Source organism: Klebsiella sp. K47, assembly GCF_051858335.1.
Classification (GTDB): Bacteria; Pseudomonadota; Gammaproteobacteria; order Enterobacterales; family Enterobacteriaceae; genus Klebsiella; species Klebsiella pneumoniae.
The window spans coordinates 37,158-58,754 of record NZ_JBPYUI010000010.1 but is presented as its reverse complement, the minus strand read 5'-3'; the positions used below and the strand labels follow the sequence as shown (position 1 = coordinate 58,754).

Annotated in this window: 23 protein-coding genes; 16 read left to right on the top strand and 7 right to left on the bottom strand. The window is 58.1% G+C overall.

Annotated features, from left to right (window positions below):
* Positions 1–22 precede the first annotated feature (22 nt).
* A complete protein-coding gene (gene hglS / locus RRF55_RS11825; RefSeq protein ID WP_439419129.1) occupies positions 23–1,366 on the bottom strand; it encodes a 2-oxoadipate dioxygenase/decarboxylase HglS in 1,344 nt (447 codons plus the stop codon).
* Between the two features lie 239 nt (positions 1,367–1,605).
* Between hglS and pcaH the strand changes: the two genes are divergently transcribed.
* From pcaH to RRF55_RS11805, 4 genes are all read left to right on the top strand, one after another.
* Positions 1,606–2,346: a protocatechuate 3,4-dioxygenase subunit beta gene (gene pcaH / locus RRF55_RS11820; RefSeq protein WP_002907552.1), complete on the top strand. Its 741-nt coding sequence runs from the start codon at positions 1,606–1,608 to the stop codon at positions 2,344–2,346.
* Entirely contained in the window at positions 2,343–2,963 is a 621-nt protein-coding gene (gene pcaG, locus RRF55_RS11815; RefSeq protein WP_004184258.1) for a protocatechuate 3,4-dioxygenase subunit alpha, read from the top strand. The genes pcaH and pcaG overlap by 4 nt, the downstream gene beginning before the upstream one ends.
* Before the next feature lie 177 nt (positions 2,964–3,140).
* Positions 3,141–4,064, top strand: a complete 924-nt coding sequence (locus RRF55_RS11810) for a LysR substrate-binding domain-containing protein (RefSeq protein WP_004143800.1) — start codon at positions 3,141–3,143, stop codon at positions 4,062–4,064.
* 299 nt (positions 4,065–4,363) lie between these two features.
* On the top strand, positions 4,364–6,736 hold the full coding sequence (locus tag RRF55_RS11805) for a membrane-bound PQQ-dependent dehydrogenase, glucose/quinate/shikimate family (RefSeq protein WP_439419128.1): 2,373 nt from the start codon (positions 4,364–4,366) through the stop codon (positions 6,734–6,736).
* Between the two features lie 69 nt (positions 6,737–6,805).
* Here the strand turns inward: RRF55_RS11805 and RRF55_RS11800 are convergent, their stop codons facing one another.
* The 3 genes from RRF55_RS11800 to cybB all read right to left on the bottom strand — a co-directional run bounded on the left by RRF55_RS11800 (position 6,806) and on the right by cybB (position 8,856).
* Positions 6,806–7,924: an S-(hydroxymethyl)glutathione dehydrogenase/class III alcohol dehydrogenase gene (locus RRF55_RS11800; protein WP_032415044.1), complete on the bottom strand. Its 1,119-nt coding sequence runs from the start codon at positions 7,922–7,924 to the stop codon at positions 6,806–6,808.
* A gap of 24 nt (positions 7,925–7,948) precedes the next feature.
* Positions 7,949–8,224 (bottom strand): metal/formaldehyde-sensitive transcriptional repressor, encoded by a 276-nt coding sequence (locus RRF55_RS11795; protein ID WP_002907563.1) that lies wholly within the window; start codon positions 8,222–8,224, stop codon positions 7,949–7,951.
* Positions 8,225–8,328: 104 nt separating this feature from the next.
* On the bottom strand, positions 8,329–8,856 hold the full coding sequence (gene cybB / locus RRF55_RS11790; RefSeq protein WP_032415046.1) for a cytochrome b561: 528 nt from the start codon (positions 8,854–8,856) through the stop codon (positions 8,329–8,331).
* Positions 8,857–9,115: 259 nt separating this feature from the next.
* Between cybB and RRF55_RS11785 the strand changes: the two genes are divergently transcribed.
* Positions 9,116–9,478 (top strand): hypothetical protein, encoded by a 363-nt coding sequence (locus RRF55_RS11785; RefSeq protein ID WP_004143806.1) that lies wholly within the window; start codon positions 9,116–9,118, stop codon positions 9,476–9,478.
* 9 nt (positions 9,479–9,487) lie between these two features.
* Here RRF55_RS11785 and RRF55_RS11780 read toward each other — a convergent pair whose 3' ends face one another.
* Together RRF55_RS11780 and RRF55_RS11775 are read right to left on the bottom strand one after the other, a co-directional pair.
* The gene (locus RRF55_RS11780) at positions 9,488–9,673 is read right to left on the bottom strand and encodes a hypothetical protein (protein ID WP_002907644.1); all 186 of its coding nucleotides are present in this window, start codon (positions 9,671–9,673) and stop codon (positions 9,488–9,490) included.
* Positions 9,674–9,916: 243 nt separating this feature from the next.
* Positions 9,917–10,381, bottom strand: coding sequence for a winged helix-turn-helix transcriptional regulator (locus RRF55_RS11775; RefSeq protein ID WP_004180158.1), 465 nt, complete (start codon positions 10,379–10,381; stop codon positions 9,917–9,919).
* A gap of 193 nt (positions 10,382–10,574) precedes the next feature.
* Between RRF55_RS11775 and RRF55_RS11770 the strand changes: the two genes are divergently transcribed.
* Both RRF55_RS11770 and add read left to right on the top strand, forming a co-directional pair.
* On the top strand, positions 10,575–11,729 hold the full coding sequence (locus RRF55_RS11770) for an MFS transporter (protein WP_032415048.1): 1,155 nt from the start codon (positions 10,575–10,577) through the stop codon (positions 11,727–11,729).
* Positions 11,730–11,886: 157 nt separating this feature from the next.
* Complete coding sequence (gene add, locus RRF55_RS11765; protein WP_004151209.1) at positions 11,887–12,888, top strand: adenosine deaminase; 1,002 nt, start codon at positions 11,887–11,889, stop codon at positions 12,886–12,888.
* 35 nt (positions 12,889–12,923) lie between these two features.
* On the opposite strand, the gene RRF55_RS11760 is transcribed toward add, so the two are convergent.
* The gene (locus tag RRF55_RS11760; RefSeq protein ID WP_004214966.1) at positions 12,924–13,964 is read right to left on the bottom strand and encodes an oxidoreductase; all 1,041 of its coding nucleotides are present in this window, start codon (positions 13,962–13,964) and stop codon (positions 12,924–12,926) included.
* Between the two features lie 190 nt (positions 13,965–14,154).
* On the opposite strand from RRF55_RS11760, the gene blr reads away from it, so the two are divergent.
* From blr to rsxG, 9 genes are all read left to right on the top strand, one after another.
* Entirely contained in the window at positions 14,155–14,292 is a 138-nt protein-coding gene (gene blr, locus RRF55_RS11755; RefSeq protein WP_004898594.1) for a division septum protein Blr, read from the top strand.
* Between the two features lie 115 nt (positions 14,293–14,407).
* Complete coding sequence (locus RRF55_RS11750) at positions 14,408–15,778, top strand: GH1 family beta-glucosidase (RefSeq protein WP_004180160.1); 1,371 nt, start codon at positions 14,408–14,410, stop codon at positions 15,776–15,778.
* Between the two features lie 216 nt (positions 15,779–15,994).
* Positions 15,995–16,210 carry a transcription modulator YdgT gene (gene ydgT / locus RRF55_RS11745; protein ID WP_002907652.1) on the top strand — a complete coding sequence of 72 codons (216 nt, stop codon included), beginning with the start codon at positions 15,995–15,997 and terminating at the stop codon, positions 16,208–16,210.
* A gap of 75 nt (positions 16,211–16,285) precedes the next feature.
* Positions 16,286–16,726 carry a DUF2569 domain-containing protein gene (locus tag RRF55_RS11740; RefSeq protein WP_002907654.1) on the top strand — a complete coding sequence of 147 codons (441 nt, stop codon included), beginning with the start codon at positions 16,286–16,288 and terminating at the stop codon, positions 16,724–16,726.
* Positions 16,727–16,804: 78 nt separating this feature from the next.
* Complete coding sequence (gene rsxA / locus RRF55_RS11735; RefSeq protein ID WP_002907658.1) at positions 16,805–17,386, top strand: electron transport complex subunit RsxA; 582 nt, start codon at positions 16,805–16,807, stop codon at positions 17,384–17,386.
* Positions 17,386–17,964, top strand: a complete 579-nt coding sequence (gene rsxB, locus RRF55_RS11730) for an electron transport complex subunit RsxB (RefSeq protein WP_004143816.1) — start codon at positions 17,386–17,388, stop codon at positions 17,962–17,964. Before rsxA ends, rsxB begins: the two co-directional genes overlap by 1 nt.
* On the top strand, positions 17,957–19,912 hold the full coding sequence (rsxC, locus tag RRF55_RS11725; protein WP_439419127.1) for an electron transport complex subunit RsxC: 1,956 nt from the start codon (positions 17,957–17,959) through the stop codon (positions 19,910–19,912). Before rsxB ends, rsxC begins: the two co-directional genes overlap by 8 nt.
* Positions 19,913–20,965: an electron transport complex subunit RsxD gene (rsxD, locus tag RRF55_RS11720; RefSeq protein WP_020802941.1), complete on the top strand. Its 1,053-nt coding sequence runs from the start codon at positions 19,913–19,915 to the stop codon at positions 20,963–20,965.
* A gap of 10 nt (positions 20,966–20,975) precedes the next feature.
* Positions 20,976–21,596, top strand: a complete 621-nt coding sequence (rsxG, locus tag RRF55_RS11715) for an electron transport complex subunit RsxG (RefSeq protein WP_002907731.1) — start codon at positions 20,976–20,978, stop codon at positions 21,594–21,596.
* Position 21,597 lies beyond the last annotated feature (1 nt).

The window sequence follows — 21,597 nt, the reverse complement described above, 5'->3', positions numbered from 1 at the left end:
TGATGCCAGCAGGGTACTGATTTTACAGCAGACCGCAACGTCGTTTGCTGCGCTCCTCCGCCTGTCGGTATAGTTCAAACTCATCCTGCACCGGGCAGCCCAGAGCTGCCTCAAACGCCTCGCGACTGGCGTTCCCGTGGCTGCGCGCCTGGGTCTCGTTGCCCAGATTGGACTGAAAAATGCCCGCCGCGCTGACCGGTAAAAAATCTTCATAAATAATCGGCTGGGCGACCACCCACCCGCGCTCAATCAGCGGCTGCGGATCGTCGCCCGGGCGAAACGCCTGGCGATGTGCCTCACCCGTGGGCGTCAGGCGGTAGCGAAACCAGGCCAGCCCCTGCTGACGGAGCAGAAATTCGCTGTCGGGAAATTCGCTAAACACCTCCTGTAGATGCTGCTGGTGGCTGAGATTATCTTTCCCGGTTCCTGCCGCCTGCAGCAGCCGATCGTACAGCGCGCGCCCTTTCGGCGTCAGCGCCACGCCCCGCTGCTCAATTTCGCCAAAGCGGGCGCAATGGGTGCCTCGGTGTTCTCCGGCGAACATCACCGGCTCCTCAAGCGCCTTAAAGCTGGTCTGCCGCAGGAGGATCGGAACCTCCCGGCGCGGTGGCCCTTCAATCAACGCTTTGGGTTCAATACCGCACTCCGGCATCAGGGACTGGACGCGGTCAATATCCAGCGTCCGCGGCGTGAGATGGTTGATATGACACCCCGGGAAACAGACCACATCGGCAATCAGGCGGTGCTCGCGATGCAGAGCATGGTAAGTCTCCTCATCGACGGTGGCTTGCCGGTGCCAGCGGAACGTCTCCAGCGCCTCCTGGACAAACTCGCGCGCGTCGGCAGAGGTGAATTCGCCCTCTGCTTCATACTGCGCAATCAGCGCCAGGCAGCGGGGGGTGAAGTTTTTGCGCCGCGCGAGGATCGCCTCGGCCCGCTCGCGCAGGGCGTGATTTTCAATCAGCTCCAGGCGCAGCAGCGAGGTGAAAATCCGAAATGGATTGCGCGCCAGCGCGGCATCGTCGATGGGACGAAACGCCGTGGAGTGGACCGGCACGCCGGCCTGCGAGAGATCGTAATAGCTAACGGGATACATTCCCATGATGGCAAACATGCGACGGAGCGTCGCCAGTTCTTCCGCTGTGCCCACGCGAATCGCGCCGTGGCGCTCCACGTTTAAGCGCGCCAGCTCGTCAGCGTTAGCGAGCTGTTCATGCAGCTGCGGATTATTTTCCAGTACCGCCAGGTTGACGTCAGCCACCAGCTCCAGCAGCGTTCCGTACTGCGGAACTTCCTGCTGGTACATGGCCGACATGGCCTGCGAAAAGTGCTCCCGAATCTCATCAGCCGTGATGGTGTTCGCCATGATGTGTTACCTCCAGTGAATACTTCCTGGAGTGTAGGAAAGCTGCCTCGCGGCGGGGGGAAGAATTTACAAACTGTGATGGCGATAACCTGCCGCCGGCCCAGGTCATTGCTCAAAACATAACCCATAGTTATGAAAAACACCCGGTAATTTCACTTTAAATTAACAATACATTTACACACACTGCTTCTGGCGACATTACAACAATATGCCCCTCTACCGTCTACACGGAGTACCCTATGAACGACAAATGGTCCCCACGTGAGGTTGTCCATCGCGATTACAGTAGCCACCCGCCCGCTTACGCGCCGGGCTATAAAACCAGCGTCCTGCGCTCGCCAAAAAACGCCCTCATCTCTCTGCAGAACTCGCTGTCAGAGATCACCGGCCCGGTATTTAGCCGCGACGACCTCGGCCCTCTGGATAATGACCTAATCCTGAACTATGCCAAAGAAGGCCTGCCGATCGGCGAGCGGATCATCGTCCACGGTTACGTGCGCGATGGATTCGGCCGACCGATGAAAAATACGCTGGTGGAAGTCTGGCAAGCCAATGCTGGCGGTCGCTACCGGCATAAAAAAGATCAGTATCTGGCGCCGATTGACCCGAACTTTGGCGGCTGCGGCCGGGTGCTTACCGATGAAAACGGCTATTACTGTTTTCGCACCATCAAACCCGGCCCCTACCCCTGGCGCAACCAGGCCAGCGACTGGCGTCCGGCGCATATCCATTTTTCTCTCTCAGGCGACGCCTGGGCCCAGCGCCTGATCACCCAGATGTATTTTGAAGGCGACCCGCTGATTAAGCAGTGCCCGATCGTCAGGACTATTAATAATGACGACGCCGTGCGCACGCTGATCGCCGAGCTGGACATGCACGCCGCCGTACCGCTGGATTGTCTGGCCTACCGCTTCGACCTTGTTCTGCGCGGCCACCGCGCCACGCTGTTTGAAAATCGCACTCAGGGGGCCGCCCGATGAAAGAGTATCTGCCTGAAACCGCCTCGCAGACGGCGGGACCCTATGTTCATATCGGCCTGGCGCCGGACGCCGCAGGCTTTCATATTTTTGAGAAAAATTTTGGCCCGGTCCTCACTACCGCCGATACCGCCGGGGAGCGCATCACCATTGAAGGCCGGGTCATCGACGGCTCCGGGACGCCGGTCCGCGATGTGCTGCTGGAGATCTGGCAGGCCAACGCCGCGGGTCGCTATAACCATCCTGACGATCGTCAACAGCAGAAAGCCGTCGACCCGGCCTTCCGCGGCTGGGGGCGTACCTGCTCTGATTTCACCTCCGGCATTTGGCGCTTTGAAACCATCAAGCCGGGCCCGGTGGTCGGTCGCGATGGCCGGCTGATGGCGCCGCACGTCAACCTGTGGGTGGTGGCGCGGGGGATCAATATTGGCCTGAATACGCGGATGTACTTTGCCGATGAACACGAGGCCAACGCCAGCGACCCGGTGCTGAATCTCATCGAGTGGGAGGTGAGGCGCAAAACCTTAATCGCCGAGCGCGAGGTTCGCGGTACGGAAGTGGTCTATCGTTTTGACATTCATCTGCAGGGCGAGAACGAAACCGTCTTTTTCGATATTTAGCCGTCGCGGTGACAACCACCTTCGCCCCGGTTCTGCGGGGCGAAGGCGTTTTCAACCACAGGGAAAGATCTTGTCATGTAACCAACTCAAATGTTAATAATATTTTGCTATCTGGTTATCAAATTTAAACAAGTCCGCTTGTCTCTTTCACCGCTGTGTTTTTAACATCATCTTACTATGGAAAAAAATGGTCTCTTCAGTCAGCGCATTCGCTTGCGCCATCTACACACCTTCGTGGCCGTCGCTCAACAGGGAACGCTGGGGCGCGCGGCTGAAACATTAAATCTGAGCCAGCCAGCACTCTCGAAAACGCTTAACGAGCTAGAACAGCTGACCGGTACCCGGCTGTTCGAGCGGGGTCGTCTTGGGGCGCAGCTAACCCTGGTCGGCGAACAGTTTCTGACGCATGCCGTTAAGGTGCTTGACGCCCTTAATTCGGCCGGCCAGGCGCTGAACCGCAAAGAGGGCCTGAATAACGATATCGTGCGCATCGGCGCGCTGCCCACCGCCGCGCTGGGGATCCTGCCGACGGTGATCGGCCAGTTTCACAAGCAGCAAAAAGATATCACGCTGCAGGTCGCCACTATGAACAACACCATGCTGCTTGCCGGCTTAAAATCCGGGGAGATCGACATCGGCATTGGACGTATGTCCGACCCGGAGCTGATGAGCGGGCTGCATTACGAACTGTTGTTCCTTGAATCCCTGAAGCTGGTGGTTCGCCCGGGACATCCCCTGCTTCAGGAGACGGTGACCCTTAGTCGGGTGATGGAGTGGCCGGTGGTGGTCTCACCCAAAGGCACCGTGCCGCGGCAAAACGCCGAAGCGCTGCTCCAGAGCCAGGGCTGTAAGATGCCCGCCGGCTGCATCGAGACCCTTTCCGCCTCCCTGTCGCGCCAGCTGACGGTGGATTTTGACTATGTCTGGTTTGTCCCTTCCGGGGCGGTAAAAGACGATCTTCGCCGTGGCGTGCTAACCGCCCTGCCGATCGCCACCCAGGGCGCCGGAGAGCCCATCGGCATTTTAACCCGCGTCGATGCGACACTGACTCCGGGTACGCAGACGCTGCTCAGCGCTATCCGTAAGTCCATGCCTGCCTGACCCCCTTTCTCCCCGGCCCGCAGCGGCCGGGGAACCTGCAAACGCGCCGACGCCGCTCCCCATGACGTTAGACATATTCGGCAAAATAATCATTTAGTGCGAAATTATTTATTAACATTTGCGCAAACTTCTTTAACAGATCTATCATGTCTCGATTTCACCAAATGGTTCACTCTAAATCTAATCAAGCAACAAATACAGTTTTATGAAGGTTAAAACCACTTCATTCAAAAATGATTCAAAAGCAACATGTTTCATTTGGTTCACAGTGAGGTGGCTGGTGTGGTTAAGGAGATTACATGGCAACTGGCAACGCGCCGCGCGGATTCCCCCGGATCCTGCAGTGGCTTCTCGCCGGACTGATGCTAATCATCGGTCTGGCTGTGGGTATTCTTGGGGCAAAACTGGCCCTCGTCGGCGGTACACTGTACTTCGCGCTGATGGGCGTGGTCATGGTCATCGCGGCGGTGTTGATTTTCCGCAACCGCCGCGGCGGTATTCTGTTATACGCCGTGGCGTTTATCGCCTCGGTGATCTGGGCGATTAGTGACGCTGGCTGGAACTACTGGCCGCTCTTCTCGCGCCTGTTTGCGCTCGGCGTACTGGCCTTCCTGGCCGCCCTGGTCTGGCCTTTCCTCGCCAGCCCACCGGCGAAAAAAGGCCCGGCCTATGGCGTCGCCGCCGTTCTCGCCGTGGCGCTGGCGGTGAGCTTTGGCTGGATGTTCAAATCCGCACCGCTGGTCAGCGCGACTGAAGCGGTACCAGTCAAGCCCGTCGCGCCAGGCGAACAGCAGAAAAACTGGGCGCACTGGGGTAACACCACCCACGGCGACCGTTTCGCCGCCCTCGACCAAATCAACAAACAAAACGTCAACCAGCTGCAGGTTGCCTGGGTAGCGCATACTGGCGATATCCCACAGAGCAACGGCTCGGGCGCAGAAGATCAGAACACCCCGCTGCAGATTGGCGATACTCTCTATGTCTGTACCCCTTACAGTAAAGTGCTGGCGCTGGATGTGGACAGCGGAAAAGAGAAATGGCGCTATGACTCCAAATCCTCTTCACCCAACTGGCAGCGCTGCCGCGGCTTAGGCTATTACGAAGATAGCCAGGCGCAAACCGCGCCAGCGGCAGGCACGCAGCCGGCCGCCTGTTCCCGTCGTCTGTTCCTGCCGACCATCGACGCCCGCCTGATCGCCATTGATGCCGATACCGGCAAACTGTGCGAAAGCTTCGGCGATGGCGGTATTGTCGACCTCAGTGTCGGCATGGGTGAAGTGAAAGCGGGTTACTATCAGCAGACCTCCACCCCGCTGGTGGCGGGCAATGTGGTGGTGGTGGGCGGCCGCGTCGCGGATAACTACTCCACTGGCGAACCGCCGGGCGTGGTCCGCGCGTTTGATGTCCACACCGGCAAACTGGCATGGGCGTGGGATCCGGGCAATCCAGCGCTGACCGGTGTTCCGCCGGAAGGCCAGACCTACACGCGCGGTACGCCAAACGTCTGGTCGGCGATGTCCTACGACGCGAAGCTGAATCTGATCTATCTGCCCACCGGCAACGCCACGCCAGATTTCTTTGGCGGCGAACGTACCGCGCTGGACGATAAATACAGCTCCTCTATCGTGGCTGTGGATGCCACCACCGGCCAGGTGCGCTGGCACTTCCAGACCACACACCACGATCTGTGGGACTTTGACCTGCCGTCTCAGCCGCTGCTGTACGATCTGCCTGACGGCAAGGGCGGCACCACCCCGGTGCTGGTGCAGACCAGCAAGCAGGGCATGATCTTTATGCTCAACCGCGAGACCGGCGAGCCGGTGGCCAAAGTTGAAGAGCGTCCGGTGCCGGCGGGCAACGTCAAAGGTGAACGCTACTCGCCGACGCAACCTTACTCGGTAGGGATGCCGATGATCGGCAACCAGACGTTGACCGAGTCCGATATGTGGGGAGCGACACCGATCGACCTGCTGCTGTGCCGTATTCAGTTCAAAGAGATGCGCCATCAGGGCGTCTTTACCCCGCCAGGTGAAGATCGTTCCCTGCAGTTCCCGGGCTCGCTCGGCGGCATGAACTGGGGCAGTGTTTCGCTGGATCCAAACAACAGCCTGATGTTTGTCAACGATATGCGTCTGGGCCTGGCCAACTATATGGTGCCGCGCGCGAAGGTGGCGAAAGACGCCAGCGGGATCGAGATGGGCATCGTGCCGATGGAAGGCACGCCGTTTGGCGCGATGCGCGAACGTTTCCTGTCGCCGCTGGGCATTCCGTGCCAGAAGCCGCCGTTCGGCACCATGTCCGCGGTAGATCTGAAAACCGGGAAACTGGTGTGGCAGGTGCCGGTTGGCACCGTAGAAGACACCGGGCCGCTGGGCATACGTATGCACATGCCAATTCCAATCGGCATGCCGACCCTTGGCGCATCGCTGGCAACGCAGTCCGGACTGCTGTTCTTCGCCGGCACCCAGGATTTCTACCTGCGCGCCTTTGATACCGCGAACGGCAAAGAGATCTGGAGATCGCGTCTGCCGGTCGGCAGCCAGTCCGGCCCGATGACCTACGTCTCACCGAAAACCGGTAAGCAGTACATCATTATCAATGCCGGCGGCGCCCGCCAGTCACCGGATCGCGGCGATTACATCATCGCCTACGCGCTCCCAGACCATCACTGATCGACATACACAAAAGGGCCCATCCGGGCCCTTTTTTTATGGGTGACGATTCGCCTTCAGCGTCGGGGATTACTGGACGCCAAAGTGGATCACGGTGCGAATCGATTTACCTTCATGCATCAGATCAAAGGCCTCGTTAATCTGCTCCAGCGGCAGGCGATGGGTAATAAACGGATCGAGGCGAATTTTACCCGCCATGGCGTCTTCCACCATGCCCGGCAGCTGACTGCGCCCTTTTACGCCGCCGAAGGCGGAACCGCGCCACACGCGGCCGGTCACCAGCTGGAACGGACGGGTCTTGATCTCCTGCCCGGCGCCGGCTACACCGATGATCACGCTCTCACCCCAGCCTTTATGGCAGCACTCCAGCGCCGCGCGCATCACATTTACATTGCCGATGCACTCGAAGCTGAAATCCACCCCGCCGTCGGTCAGCTCAACAATCACATCCTGAATCGGCTTATCGTAGTCGTTCGGATTGATAAAATCGGTCGCGCCCATCTCTTTCGCGAGAGTGAACTTATCCGGGTTGGTATCAACCGCCAGAATGCGCCCGGCCTGCGCCTGCACCGCGCCCTGGATCACCGCCAGACCAATGCCGCCCAGACCAAAGACCGCGACGCTATCCCCGGCCTTGACCTTCGCCGTGTTATGCACCGCGCCGATACCGGTGGTTACGCCGCAGCCCAGCAGGCACACTTTATCCAAAGGCGCCTGCGGATTGACTTTCGCCAGCGAAATCTCGGCGCAAACCGTATATTCGCTGAAGGTGCTGGTGCCCATATAGTGATAGATCGGTTCGCCATTGTACGAGAAACGAGTGGTGCCGTCCGGCATCAGTCCTTTACCCTGGGTGGCACGCACCGCCTGACAGAGGTTGGTTTTACCCGACTTACAGAATTTGCACTCGCCACATTCGGCGGTATACAGCGGAATGACGTGATCGCCCGGCTTAAGGCTGGTGACGCCCTCGCCTACTTCCACGACAATCCCGCCGCCCTCATGGCCCAGCACCGCCGGGAAGACACCTTCCGGATCGTCACCGGAGAGGGTGAAGGCATCGGTATGACACACCCCGGTGTGGGTGATTTTCACCAGAACTTCGCCTTTTTTCGGCGGCGCGACGTCGATCTCAACGATTTTTAACGGCTGACCGGGGCCGAAGGCCACTGCTGCGCGTGATTTCATAACTGTCTCTTCCTCGTCGTGATGTTATTTTAAATAGGATCGTAGCAGATGACCGACCTCTGCCATTCTCGCGGCCCGCTGCTCAGGGGTGGTGTCGCCGCTGACCAGCTCGTCCTGCAGGTGGATCTCCACCATTTCGCCCATCAGGCCGTTCGCCGCCCCGCGAATCGAGGCGATCTGCTGCAAAATAGTCATACAGGGCTCGCCGGACTCCAGCGCGCGCTCAAGGGCTTCGACCTGGCCGCGGATGCGTCTTACGCGGCTGAGCGCCCGTTTTTTATCTTCAGGTGAATGTGGCACGATTACGCCTCCGTATCATATAGGGGGGTATACTATATTCTATTAGCGGTGAAGGCAAAAAAAACCCCGTCGCGGGACGGGGTCAGGAAGTGAAAGAGGATGATTTAGCGCTTACGAGGCATCATTCGCAGCAGAGTATTATCCTTCCACCAGTAATGATGGAGCAGCGCGGCGAGAGCATGCAGGCCAATCACAAAGTACCCGGCATTGGCCAACCATTCATGGATCGCCTTCAGGGTATCCACCCGCTCAAAATCGCTCTGCGGGGCATACGGCATGGTCAGACCAAAGGCATACCAGGGGTTACCGCGCCAGTACATCATCACCATGCCGATCAACGGCAAGGCAATGAACAGCAAATAGATCGCCAGGTGACCAATATGGGCGAAACCGGTCATCATCGGCGATGGTTTCGGTACGATCGGCGGCGCCGGCGATTTCAGCCGCACCAGCAGACGCGCCACCATCAGCACGAAAATGGTGATCCCGCAGGAAACATGCACCATATTAATCAATGGCCGTTCACTGCGGGGAAAAAACCCGCGCAGCTCCATCGCCGCATAGGCTACTACTACCAGCAAAAAAACCAGCCAATGAATCCCAATCTGCAGGCCGGAATATTTATCGCGCATGGCATATCCTTTATGGAAAGTATGATGCTGCCAACATAGCGGCGTTCCCTTAAATTTTCATTAACCTTTACGTAGAATTAACAATTGATTACCGCTTTCTGCCGAGCCGCTATGCCACGCTTAGCGCACGCTCTTTCCTGGCCGAACGACAAACCGTCCACCGGCCATTACAAAATTACACAGTTTTGTTACTTACCGCGCTACTGCCGCCGCTATAGTACAGAATGTCTGGCAGACCACACGGCCCTGGGAGATAAGAATGAAGGAAATCGGCTTACCGTTATTGCTACTGACCGCGCTGGCCAGTCCGGCTTTTGCTGCAGACTGTCAGCCAAACGGCATTGGCGGCTCGTTTTGCATTAACGATGACGGTACGACTACCGACACGGTGCCTAACGAAGTCAACGGCATGGATACGTACTCGAATAATGGCGGCTATACCAGTTCCCTGCCCGATCGGTCAGGGGCGGATGAAGCACTGGAAGGTTCATCGCTGTCGACGCAGCAAGGCGTCGGCAGCGGACAGAGCGACAGTGCGCTGGCGGGTCGCGACTGGCATTCGCCCGCCAATCTGAATGATGGCGCCGCCACCTCCAGTATGAGCCTGCTGGATAAACCCTGAGGCCAGCGGCTAAGCGAGACTCCAGCCTGCGGCGCCGATGGCAAGGGCGAAAAGCAGGCAGGCCAGCGCCGTCTTACGTAACAGCATGGTATAGAATGAAATTGCGACACCAATGAATACCACCAGCAGAATCGGCCACATGCTTAATAACAACAGCAGAAAACCCTCAATATTGTTATGGATTACGCTCTCCACATCCGCATCCTTGCCTCATCGTCGATAAAGTAAGCAGAATTTAATATGTAACATGAATACATTCAAATAAAATATAATTGTAAATGGTTATGCACCGCCTCCTGCGGTTGGCGGTGGGTCACTTTCACGCGTCCGGAGCTTTGGCATCAGAAGCAGTTCGCAAAAAAACACGTCAGGATTGTTCCATGACACTTTAGCGGCACGCTCGTATTCTCGCTGGTATCCTGCAAATTCTTCACGCCATTATTCGGCGCGGGTATCTGACACAATGCGCCGGCGATGACAGTCGCCTGGTTGCAGTTTATCCCCCTGAGCGGAACGCACATCCAGATACTGAAGGGGCTGGCCGTGCGCGTTATCCAGCAGGACCGAATAGGTTTCCCCTTGCTCAAACATATAACGCTCTCCCCATTGCCGCAGCGCCACAACAATGGGAAACACGGAGCGCCCCTTTTCAGTCAGGACATATTCCTTGTATGCGCTGCCATCCGATGCCGGTAAAATCTCGAAAATACCGATATCAACCAGATGCTTCAGCCGCGAGGCAAGGATATTTTTGGCCAGCCCCAAATTTTTTTGAAACTCGCTGAATCTCCGCACATCGTCAAATGCTTCGCGGATAATCATCAGGCACCAGCGTTCACCAATTGATTCCAACGTTCTCGCCACCGGACATTCACTGGTTCTAAGTGATTCCTGCTTTGCCATCTGCGCGCTCCTTATCAATTTATCTACTGATCTAGCTTAATCCTCACCTTTACCAGTTGCAAAAAAAAACCAGCAAGGCTAATTCTATAGGTACACTAGTTTTAAAAAGCAACCAGACAGAGGGTCTCTTATGAAATGTAAGGCAAGTAGATGTACCGGCCAAAGGATCCAAACTGCGTCAGTCCCTGACACGATGCTGACCACAGGGATAACGGCGTTGTTTTCACTAACCTGCGCGCTGGCAGTAGCCAATGTTTATTCAGCACAGCCTTTACTCGACTCGATGGCGGTCAGCCTGAAGGTGTCGCCAGGCATGATTGGTAGCGTCATCACCGCTACGCAGGCGGGCTATGCCATTGGCCTGCTGTTCCTGGTTCCGCTCGGAGACTGGTTGAACCGTAAATACGTGGTGATGAGTCAACTGTTGCTTTCAGTAGCGGCGTTAGTCGCGGCAGGGTTATCCCCCAATATAGCAACGCTGCTTGGCGCCATGCTGATCGTCGGCCTGATGGCCGTGGTGGTGCAGGTGCTGGTGGCCTGGGTGGCAATACTGGCGACGCCGCAGAAACGAGGCCAGGCGGTGGGTACCCTGACCAGCGGCATTGTTTCAGGTATCCTGTTATCTCGGTTTATCTCAGGCGCGATAGCCGATATCGCCGGCTGGCGAGCCGTGTATCTCACGGCTGCCTGTCTGATGTTGGTGATTGCAGGGGTCGTCTGGAAAATCATGCCTTCGCCCCCGCAGCAGCCGCAGCCGCAAAAGCCGACTTACCTTTCCTTATTGAAGTCCGTGTTTCAGCTGTACCTCACCGAGCCGCAACTGAGAAAGCGCGGGATCCTGGCGCTATTTATCTTCGCCGCTTTCAGCATGCTATGGACGACCATGGTCATGCCGCTCACCGCCCTTTCCCTCTCGCACACCCAGACGGGGATGTTTGGCTTAGCCGGCTTCGCTGGCATGCTGGCCGCCGCCAGAGCGGGCAAGTGGGCTGACCAGGGATGGGCTCAGCGCACTACCGGCCTGGCGCTGGCGCTGCTGACCATCTCATGGCTTCCTATCGGCTATGCCGAAACCTCTCTGCTTTGGCTGATAGCTGGCGTCATTGCGCTGGACTTTGCGGTACAGGCCGTTCATGTCTCCAGCCAGAGCCTGATCATTGCCGCCAGGCCTGCAGCGGCAAGCCGCCTGGTTGGGGCTTACATGTGTTTTTATTCGCTGGGCAGCGCGGCAGGGGCTATCGTTGCCACACAGCTTTATTCCCACTGGGGATGGCAGGCGGTCTGCCTTGCGGGCGCCGCGGTCAGCGCGTGTGCATTTCTGATCTGGTCAGGATCGCGTCAATCATGATATTCGTTCTGCGTTTTAAAGGGGCCAGTCAAAAAGACCGTAACACTGACCTGATTGCTGCCAGCTATTTGTATCGCATACATTTTTTCAATGCTTTTAAACAGTTATGTTCATGTTGTATAATGACGTGCACTTTAACTAAAAAAAGAGTGCGACCATGATTGATTCCTCATTGCCATTAACCGACATTCATCGTCATCTTGACGGTAACATCCGGGCCCAAACCATCCTCGATCTTGGCCGCGAATTTAATATCGCTCTTCCCGCAACCACCCTCGACACGCTGCGTCCGCACGTCCAGGTCACCAGCCTTGAGCCCGATCTGGTTAGTTTCCTCGCCAAGCTCGACTGGGGGGTAAAGGTCCTGGCCTCGCTGGAAGCCTGTCGCCGCGTGGCGTATGAGAACGTCGAAGACGCGGCGCGAAATGGCCTGCACTACGTTGAGCTGCGCTTCTCTCCCCGCTATATGGCGATGACCCACCGGCTGCCGGTCGACGGCGTGGTAGAGGCGGTAATTGCCGGGGTTCAAGAGGGATGCCGCGATTTCCAGGTCGACGCCCGGCTGATCGGTATTCTGAGCCGCACCTTCGGCGAAGCCGCCTGTCAGGAAGAGCTGGCGGCGCTGCTCGCCCACCGCGAGGGCATCACTGCCCTCGACCTCGCCGGCGATGAGCTCGGCTTCCCGGGTACGCTGTTCCGCAACCATTTTAACCAGGCCCGCGACGCCGGGTGGCATATCACCGTCCACGCGGGCGAAGCGGCCGGCCCGGAAAGTATCTGGCAGGCCATTCGTGAGCTGGGCGCGGAGCGCATCGGCCATGGGGTTAAAGCGGTAGAGGATCCAGCCCTGATGGACTACCTGGCCGAGCACCGCATCGGGATTGAATCCTGCCTGACCTCGAACGTGCAAACCAGCACCGTGGCCTCCCTGGCCCAGCATCCGCTGAAGCAGTTCCTTGAGCACGGCGTGCTGGCGAGCCTCAACACTGACGATCCGGCGGTCCAGGGTGTGGACATCATTCACGAGTATACCGTGGCGGCGCCGGCGGCAGGGCTGAGCCGGGAGCAGATCCGTCAGGCGCAGATCAACGGCCTGACCCTGGCGTTCCTCGGCGAACAGGAAAAAGCCGCCCTCATTCAGCGGGTTGCCAAAGGCTGATAACCGGCCCGGCAGCCGTGCTGCCGGGCTCCTCCTCAGACCAGGCTGAGCGTGGCGCGATGTCTGGCCGACTCGATACCCAACTCAATCAGGGTCATTATCTGAATCGCCTCGCTGGCCGAGACCGGGTTTTCCCCTACGCCGTTAAGCGCGTCGCGGATAGCGGCATAGTAAGCGGGATAATTACCCGGTAGCGTCAGCCATTTCTCCTGACTACGTTCATCCCCTTCCGCACGGGTCAGGGTACCGTCGCGCATATCATATCCCCAGTCCTCCTGCGGCAGCCGTTCACCGTTTTTTAGCCGCTCCTCCTGCGGGTCAAGGCCGTACTTAATATAGCTGGCCCGCGAGCCGTGGACGATAAAGCGCGCGCTCTCCGCGGCGGCGAGTAACGTACCATGCAGTACTACCCGCCGCTGCGGATAGGCCAGCACGGCGTGAAAATAGTCGGTGGATTGCGCGCCGGGCCGAAGCTGCGCGAGGTCCACCGTGATGCTTACCGGCAGGCCAAACAGCACCACGACCTGGTCGAGCAGATGCGGCGCGAGGTCATACCATATGCCGCTGCCAGGACCTGCCTGCTCACGCCAGCGCTGGCGCACCTGTGGTCGGAAGCGATCGAAATGCGACTCGAAGTAACACACCTCCCCCAGCTGACCTTCGTTGATCAACGCGCTGACCGTTAAGAAATCGCTGTCCCAGCGCCGGTTATGAAACACCGAAAGTATCCGACCGCAGTGCTTCGCCAGGCTTTCCAGCTCGCGAGCTTGTGACAGTGTCACGGTAAAGGGTTTATCCACCACAACATGCTTTCCCGCCTCCAGCGCCGCTTTCGCCAGCGGAAAGTGGGTGTCGTTCGGGGTGGCGATGACCACCAGATCGATATCCGGGTCGTCCAGCAGATCCCCCGGCGCACTCATTACCTTCACGCCAGGCCAATCGGCATGGACCTTATCGGCGTCGCTGCTGGCGACCGCCTTCAGCGCCATACCCGGCGTGCCGCCGATCAACGGCGCATGAAACGTTTTGCTGGCGTAACCGAACCCCACCAGCCCCACCCGGATCGCATCGCTCATCTTACCGCCTCGCTTATGCAACTGATATCAACACCAGGTTAATGAGAATAATTTTACAAACCGTGAGCAAAACTTATCATTCCTTACTTTGCGACTTACATGCAAGTGTGAGAAATCAGACAGATACCCCTTGTGATCTGCTGACCATCGAGTAACATTTCACGCTGTGTTCAAAGGATATTGAAGTGTTATGACAACTGTTTTTACCCGTATTGTAGAACTTATTGGCTGGGTTGTTTTTGGTATTTCGGCACTGCTTTTGGTTATCGCACACCATATAGATAACTATCAGTCCCCACCGCCAGCGGATGTGGTGCACACGAAGTAGCTCCGCGTTAAAACAGTGACCCGCCTCGCAACTGTGCAACCGGTTTCAGAAACCGGTTGCACGTATGCTCGCGCTTTTATTACACTCCCTTTATCATCAGACAGGGAGCTTTTTCATGGCCGCTTTTCCGCACAATTTCTTATGGGGTGCCGCTACCGCAGCGTATCAGGTTGAGGGAGGACACGACGCCGACGGTAAAGGACCGTCAATCTGGGATATCTACTCTCATCTGCCGGGTACCACCTTTGAAGGCACCACCGGCGATATTGCCGTCGACCACTATCACCGTTTTCGCGAAGACGTGGCGTTAATGGCCGAAATGGGCCTGCAAAGCTATCGATTCTCCATCTCCTGGCCCCGCCTGCTGCCCGCCGGGCGCGGTAAGGTGAATGAAGCGGGAGTCCAGTTTTACAGCGATCTGATCGACGAACTGCTGGCGCACAATATTGAGCCGATGATCACCCTCTATCACTGGGATCTGCCGCAGGCCCTGCAGGATGAGGGCGGCTGGGAAGCGCGCACTACCGCCGAGGCCTTCGCCGAGTACGCCCGCCTGTGCTATGCGCGCTTTGGTTCACGGGTGAAGCTGTGGGCTACCTTCAACGAAACCATTGTCTTCATTGGGCACGGCTACATTAACGGCCTCCATCCCCCGGCGGTCCGCGATCCGGCGCGTGCTATTCAGGCCTGCCACCACGTATTTATCGCCCATGCGCTGGCGGTGAAGGCCTTTCGCGAGATGGCTGTGGCCGGCGAGATTGGCTTCGTCAACGTACTGCAACCGCATACCCCGCTCACCGACAGCGAGGCGGACATTAAGGCCACCGAACTGGCTGACGCCATCCATACTCACTGGCTGTACGATCCGGTGCTGAAAGGCACCTATCCTGCCGACCTGCTGGCGCAGACCCAGGCGCTGTGGGGGGTACCTCGCTTTGCTCCAGGCGACGACGCGCTGCTCCGTGACAACCGCTGCGACTTTATCGGTCTGAATTACTATCGCCGGGAAACGGTATCTGCCCAGCCGCCTGAGATCGCTACCGGCGGTGAGCCTGGCGTGGAGGGATTATTCTATTTCGTGCGTAATCCCCAGAGTACATATACCGAATGGGGCTGGGAAATCTGGCCGCAGGGGCTAACTGACGGCATTATGATGATTAAGGCGCGCTATGGCGATATTCCGATATATATCACCGAGAATGGCCTCGGCGCGAAGGACCCGATTATTGACGGGGAAGTGGTCGACGACCCGCGGATTGATTATCTCAGCAGCCATATTGGCGCCCTCGAAAAAGCGCTGGCGCTGGGGGCAGATGTGCGCGGCTATTACCCCTGGTCATTTATCGATCTGCTGAGCTGGCTCAACGGCTATCAAAAGCAATATGGTTTTGTCTATGTCGATCACCAGCAAAATCTGGCGCGGAAACGAAAGAAGAGTTTTTATTGGTACAAATCTGTTATTGCCAGTCACGGCGAACAGCGTTAATCTTCTCTTGCGGGCGCCATTCGGCGCCCGGTCTGATTTTAGAATATTCTTAAACTTCTCCCTGCTCTTCAAGGCTGGCTTTGCCCCTTGTCATGGGTTTATATAACCTGATTCATTCCACGCGGCCCCAGCAGAAGGCGCCGTTGGTTGAGAGTAGGTTTAGTGAATGCTGATAATATTCAACGCAATAATTCCGATTATAAAATGGATACGAAAATGACCGTGCTGGACTACTTATTAAAATTTCGCAAAATCAGTTCGCTGGAAAGCCTTGAAAAACTATTTGATCACCTTAACTACTCCCTGACTGACACCCAGGAGATCGTGAATATGTATCGCGCCGCCGATCATCGTCGCGCAGAGCTGGTCTCCGGTGGTAAATTGTTCGATGTGGGCCAGGTTCCTAAATCCGTTTGGCGATTCGTGCAGTAAGGCTGTCATCCTTCACGCCAGTTGCTTATACTTCCCGGCCTGATTTTATTCACTGGCGTTGAATAGGGGAGAAACATGACGTCTCAATCTGCAGAGCGCATCGGCGGATGGCTGCTGGCTCCGCTGGCCTGGTTGCTGGTGGCGCTGCTGAGCGCCTCGTTATCGCTGCTGTTTTTTGCCAATGCGCTGATGTCGCCGCAGACCTATACACTACTGCGCGCCATGAGCGCGGGCCATATGGCGCTGTGGGTCGCCTCGCTGCTGTTTGCCCTCGCCATGTGGTATTACACGCTCTGGCTGACTATCGCCTTTTTCAAGCGGCGCTCGGTGGTGCCGAAACACTACATTATCTGGCTGCTCATCACCCTGCTGCTGGCGATAAAGGCTTTTGCCTTCTCGCCGGTCTCGGATGTGCTTGCCCTGCGTCAGCTGCTGTTTCCGCTGCTGGCCGCTGCGCTGCTGGCGCCCTATTTTCGCCGTTCGCAGCGGGTAAAACGGACTTTTGTTAATCCGTAATACCCCCACACTTAACCTGTTGTCGCTGGTATCGTTTTATTCGATAATAAGCGGCTTTTTTTCGTTTCAGGTCGCATGATGGCTGATTATTTACTGCTCTTTATTGGTACAGTCCTGGTCAATAACTTCGTTCTGGTGAAGTTTCTTGGTCTGTGCCCGTTTATGGGGGTTTCCAAAAAGCTGGAAACCGCAATGGGGATGGGGCTCGCTACCACCTTCGTGATGACCCTGGCCTCTATTTGCGCCTGGCTGATTGATACCTGGATCCTTATCCCGCTAAATTTGGTTTATTTGCGTACCCTGGCCTTTATTCTGGTTATCGCCGTGGTGGTTCAGTTTACTGAGATGGTGGTGCGTAAAACCAGCCCGGCGCTCTATCGCCTGCTGGGGATCTTTCTACCGCTGATCACCACCAACTGTGCCGTACTCGGGGTAGCGCTGCTGAATATTAATCTGGGCCACAATTTCCTGCAGTCGGCGCTGTACGGCTTTGCCGCCGCCGTCGGCTTCTCGCTGGTAATGGTGCTGTTCGCGGCGATCCGTGAACGCCTGGTGGTGGCCGATGTCCCCGCGCCGTTTCGCGGTAATGCCATCGCGCTGATTACCGCCGGTTTAATGTCTCTGGCCTTCATGGGCTTTAGTGGTTTGGTGAAGTTGTAATGAGCGCAGTCTGGATAGCCGTGATCGCCATCAGCCTGTTAGGGCTGATTTTCGGCTTAATACTGGGATACGCCTCGCGTCGTTTCGCGGTGCAGGACGACCCGGTGGTGGAAAAAATTGATGAGCTATTGCCGCAGAGCCAGTGTGGGCAGTGCGGGTACCCTGGGTGTCGCCCCTATGCGGAAGCAGTCGGCGTACAGGGTGAGAAAATAAACCGCTGCGCGCCGGGTGGCGAAGCGGTGATGTTAAAAATCGCCGCCTTGCTGAACGTCGACCCGCAGCCTGTCGACGGCGACGCACAGGAAGCGGAGCCGGCCCGCATGCTCGCGGTAATTGACGAGCCGAACTGCATTGGCTGTACCAAGTGTATCCAGGCCTGTCCGGTGGATGCCATCGTTGGGGCGACCCGCGCCATGCATACCGTGATGAGCGACCTGTGCACCGGCTGCAATTTGTGCGTCGCCCCCTGCCCGACCCAGTGCATTTCACTCGTTCCGGTGGCCACCACCCCGGAGACCTGGAAATGGGATCTGCATACGATCCCGGTGCGAAATATTCCTGTGGAACAACATGTTTAAGCTATTTTCCGCTTTCCGAAAAGACAAGGTCTGGGATTTCAACGGCGGTATTCACCCGCCTGAAATGAAAACCCAGTCTAACGGCACCCCGCTGCGTCAGGTTTCCCTGCCGCAGCGCTTTGTTATCCCGTTGAAGCAGCACATTGGCGCCGAGGGCGAACTGTGCGTTAAAGTGGGCGACCGGGTGCTGCGCGGCCAGCCGCTGACCCGCGGCTGGGGAAGAATGCTGCCCGTTCACGCCCCGACTTCCGGCACCATTGCCGCCATCGCTCCGCACACTACCGCGCACCCGTCGGCTCTGGCGGAGATGAGCGTGATCATTGACGCCGACGGCGAAGACCGCTGGATCGAGCGCGATGGCTGGAGCGACTATCAGACCCGCACGCGTGAAGCGCTGATCGAGCGTATCCACCAGTTTGGCGTTGCTGGCCTCGGCGGCGCAGGCTTCCCCACCGGCAGTAAACTGCGCGGTGGCGGAGATAAAATTAAAACGCTGATCATTAACGCCGCCGAGTGCGAGCCCTATATCACGGCGGATGACCGCCTGATGCAGGACTGCGCGGCGCAGATTGTCGAGGGTATCCGCATCCTCACTCATATACTGCAGCCTGAAGAAGTGCTGATCGGCATTGAAGACAATAAGCCGCAGGCCATCTCAATGCTGCGGGCGGTGCTCTGCGACGCCCATGGCATTTCGCTGCGCGTGATCCCCACCAAATATCCCTCCGGTGGCGCCAAGCAGCTCACCCAAATTCTCACCGGCAAACAGGTACCGCACGGCGGTCGTTCATCGGACATTGGCGTGCTGATGCAGAACGTCGGTACGGCTTATGCGGTGAAACGCGCGGTGATTGACGGTGAGCCGTTAACCGAGCGCGTGGTCACCCTCACCGGCGAAGCGGTAACCAGACCGGGCAATGTCTGGGCGCGTCTTGGCACGCCGGTGCGCCATCTATTGAACGATGCCGGCTTCTGCCCCAGCGCCGAGCCAATGGTGATCATGGGCGGCCCGCTGATGGGCTTTACCCTGCCGTGGCTCGACGTCCCGGTGGTGAAGATCACCAACTGTTTGCTGGCGCCTTCCGCCAGCGAGATGGGCGAACCGCAGGAAGAGAAAGGCTGCATTCGCTGCAGCGCCTGTGCTGACGCCTGCCCGGCCGATCTGCTGCCGCAGCAGCTGTACTGGTTCAGCAAAGGTCAGCAGCACGATAAAGCCACTGCCCATAATCTGGCGGACTGCATCGAGTGCGGCGCCTGCGCGTGGGTATGTCCAAGTAATATTCCGCTGGTGCAGTACTTCCGTCAGGAAAAGGCCGAGATCGCGGCGATTCGTCAGGAAGAGCAGCGCGCTGCGGAAGCCAAAGCCCGATTCGAGGCCCGACAGGCGCGCCTGGAGCGTGAGAAAGCCGCGCGCGCCGAGCGGCATAAAAAAGCCGCCGTTCAGCCTGCCGCCAAAGATCAGGAGGCGATTAGCGCCGCCCTGGCCCGGGTACGGGATAAACAGCGCGATGCCGCGCAGCCGATCGTGATCCAGGCCGGCGCCAAACCTGACAACAGCGAGGCGATTGCCGCCCGCGAAGCGCGTAAGGCTGAGGCCCGGGCGCGCAAAGCGCAGCAGCAGGCCGCGCCGATGGTAGCCCCGGCCGCCGAACCGGTCGATCCACGCAAGGCGGCGGTGGAAGCCGCTATCGCCCGCGCCAAAGCGCGTAAAGCCGAACAGCAGGCCGCGCCGGTGGAAGCCCCGGCCGCCGAACCGGTCGACCCGCGCAAGGCGGCGGTGGAAGCCGCCATCGCCCGCGCTAAAGCGCGTAAAGCCGAACAGCAGGCCGCACAACTGGATCTCGCGTCAGCCGCAGCCAATGACGACCCGCGCAAAGCGGCCGTCGCCGCGGCTATCGCCCGCGTTCAGGCGCGAAAAGCAACACAGCAGGCAGTTAACGAGGAATAAATGGTTTTCAGAATCGCAAGCTCCCCCTATACCCATAACCAGCGGCAGACCTCGCGTATTATGCTGCTGGTGCTGCTCGCCGCTGTGCCTGGCATTGTGGTCCAGACCTGGTTTTTCGGCTGGGGCACCGTACTGCAGATTGTCCTCGCCGCCCTGACGGCCTGGGCGACCGAAGCCGCTATTCTCAAACTGCGTAAACAGCCTGTTGCTGCCACGCTGAAAGATAATTCCGCCCTGCTCACCGGCCTGCTGCTGGCGGTGAGTATTCCGCCACTGGCCCCGTGGTGGATGGTGGTGCTCGGCACTGCCTTTGCCGTAGTCATTGCCAAGCAGTTGTACGGAGGCCTGGGCCATAACCCCTTCAACCCGGCAATGATCGGCTATGTCGTGCTGCTGATTTCGTTCCCGGTGCAGATGACCTCCTGGCTGCCTTCCTATGAGATAGCCGCCCATATCCCGGCATTCAGCGACGCGCTGCAGATGATCTTCACCGGTCATACCGCCGCCGGAGGCGACATGGCCAGTCTGCGGCTGGGTATCGACGGCGTCAGCCAGGCCACCCCGCTGGATACCTTTAAAACCTCCCTGCATGCCGGACATAGCGTTCCGCAGGTGCTCCAATTGCCGGTCTACGGCGGCGTGCTGGCAGGTCTGGGCTGGCAGTGGGTGAATATCGCCTGGCTGGCAGGCGGCCTTTTCCTGCTGTGGCAGAAGGCGATCCGCTGGCATATCCCGGTCAGCTTCCTTGTTAGCCTCGGCCTGTGCGCCACCCTCGGCTGGATTTTTTCGCCGCAGAGCCTGGCCTCACCGCAGATGCATTTGCTCTCCGGGGCGACCATGCTTGGCGCCTTCTTTATCCTGACCGATCCGGTGACGGCCTCAACAACCAACCGCGGCCGTCTGATCTTTGGCGCCCTCGCTGGCCTGCTGGTCTGGCTCATCCGCAGCTTCGGTGGTTATCCGGACGGCGTGGCGTTTGCCGTTCTGCTGGCGAATATTACCGTGCCGCTGATCGATTACTACACGCGCCCGCGCGTATATGGCCACCGTTGAGAGAGCAATGATGTTAAAAACGATGCGTAAACACGGCGTCACGCTGGCGCTGTTTGCCGCCGGTTCCACCGGGCTGACGGCGGCGATCAATGAGCTGACCAAAAGCACCATCGACCAGCAGGCGGCCCTGCAGCAAAAGGCGTTATTCGACCAGGTTTTACCTGCCGACCGCTATAATAACGATCTGCTTAAGAGTTGCTATCTGGTCAGCGCCCCGGCGCTGGGCAAAGGCCAGCATAAAGTGTGGATCGCCAAAAATAACGATCGACCGATCGGCGCGGTGATGGAAGCCACTGCGCCGGACGGCTACTCCGGAGCAATACAGCTGCTGGTTGCCGCCGATTTTAGCGGCACGGTCCTCGGCACCCGCGTAACTGAGCATCATGAAACGCCGGGCCTGGGTGATAAAATCGAACTTCGCCTGTCGGACTGGATTACCCATTTTGCCGGGAAAGTCATCCACGGCCAGGGCGATAGCCACTGGGCGGTCAAAAAGGATGGCGGCGATTTTGACCAGTTCACCGGCGCCACCATCACCCCCCGGGCGGTGGTCAATGCCGTTAAGCGCGCAGGCTTATATGCACAAACGCTGCCTGCGCAACTTCCTGAATTCACCGCCTGTGGAGAATAAC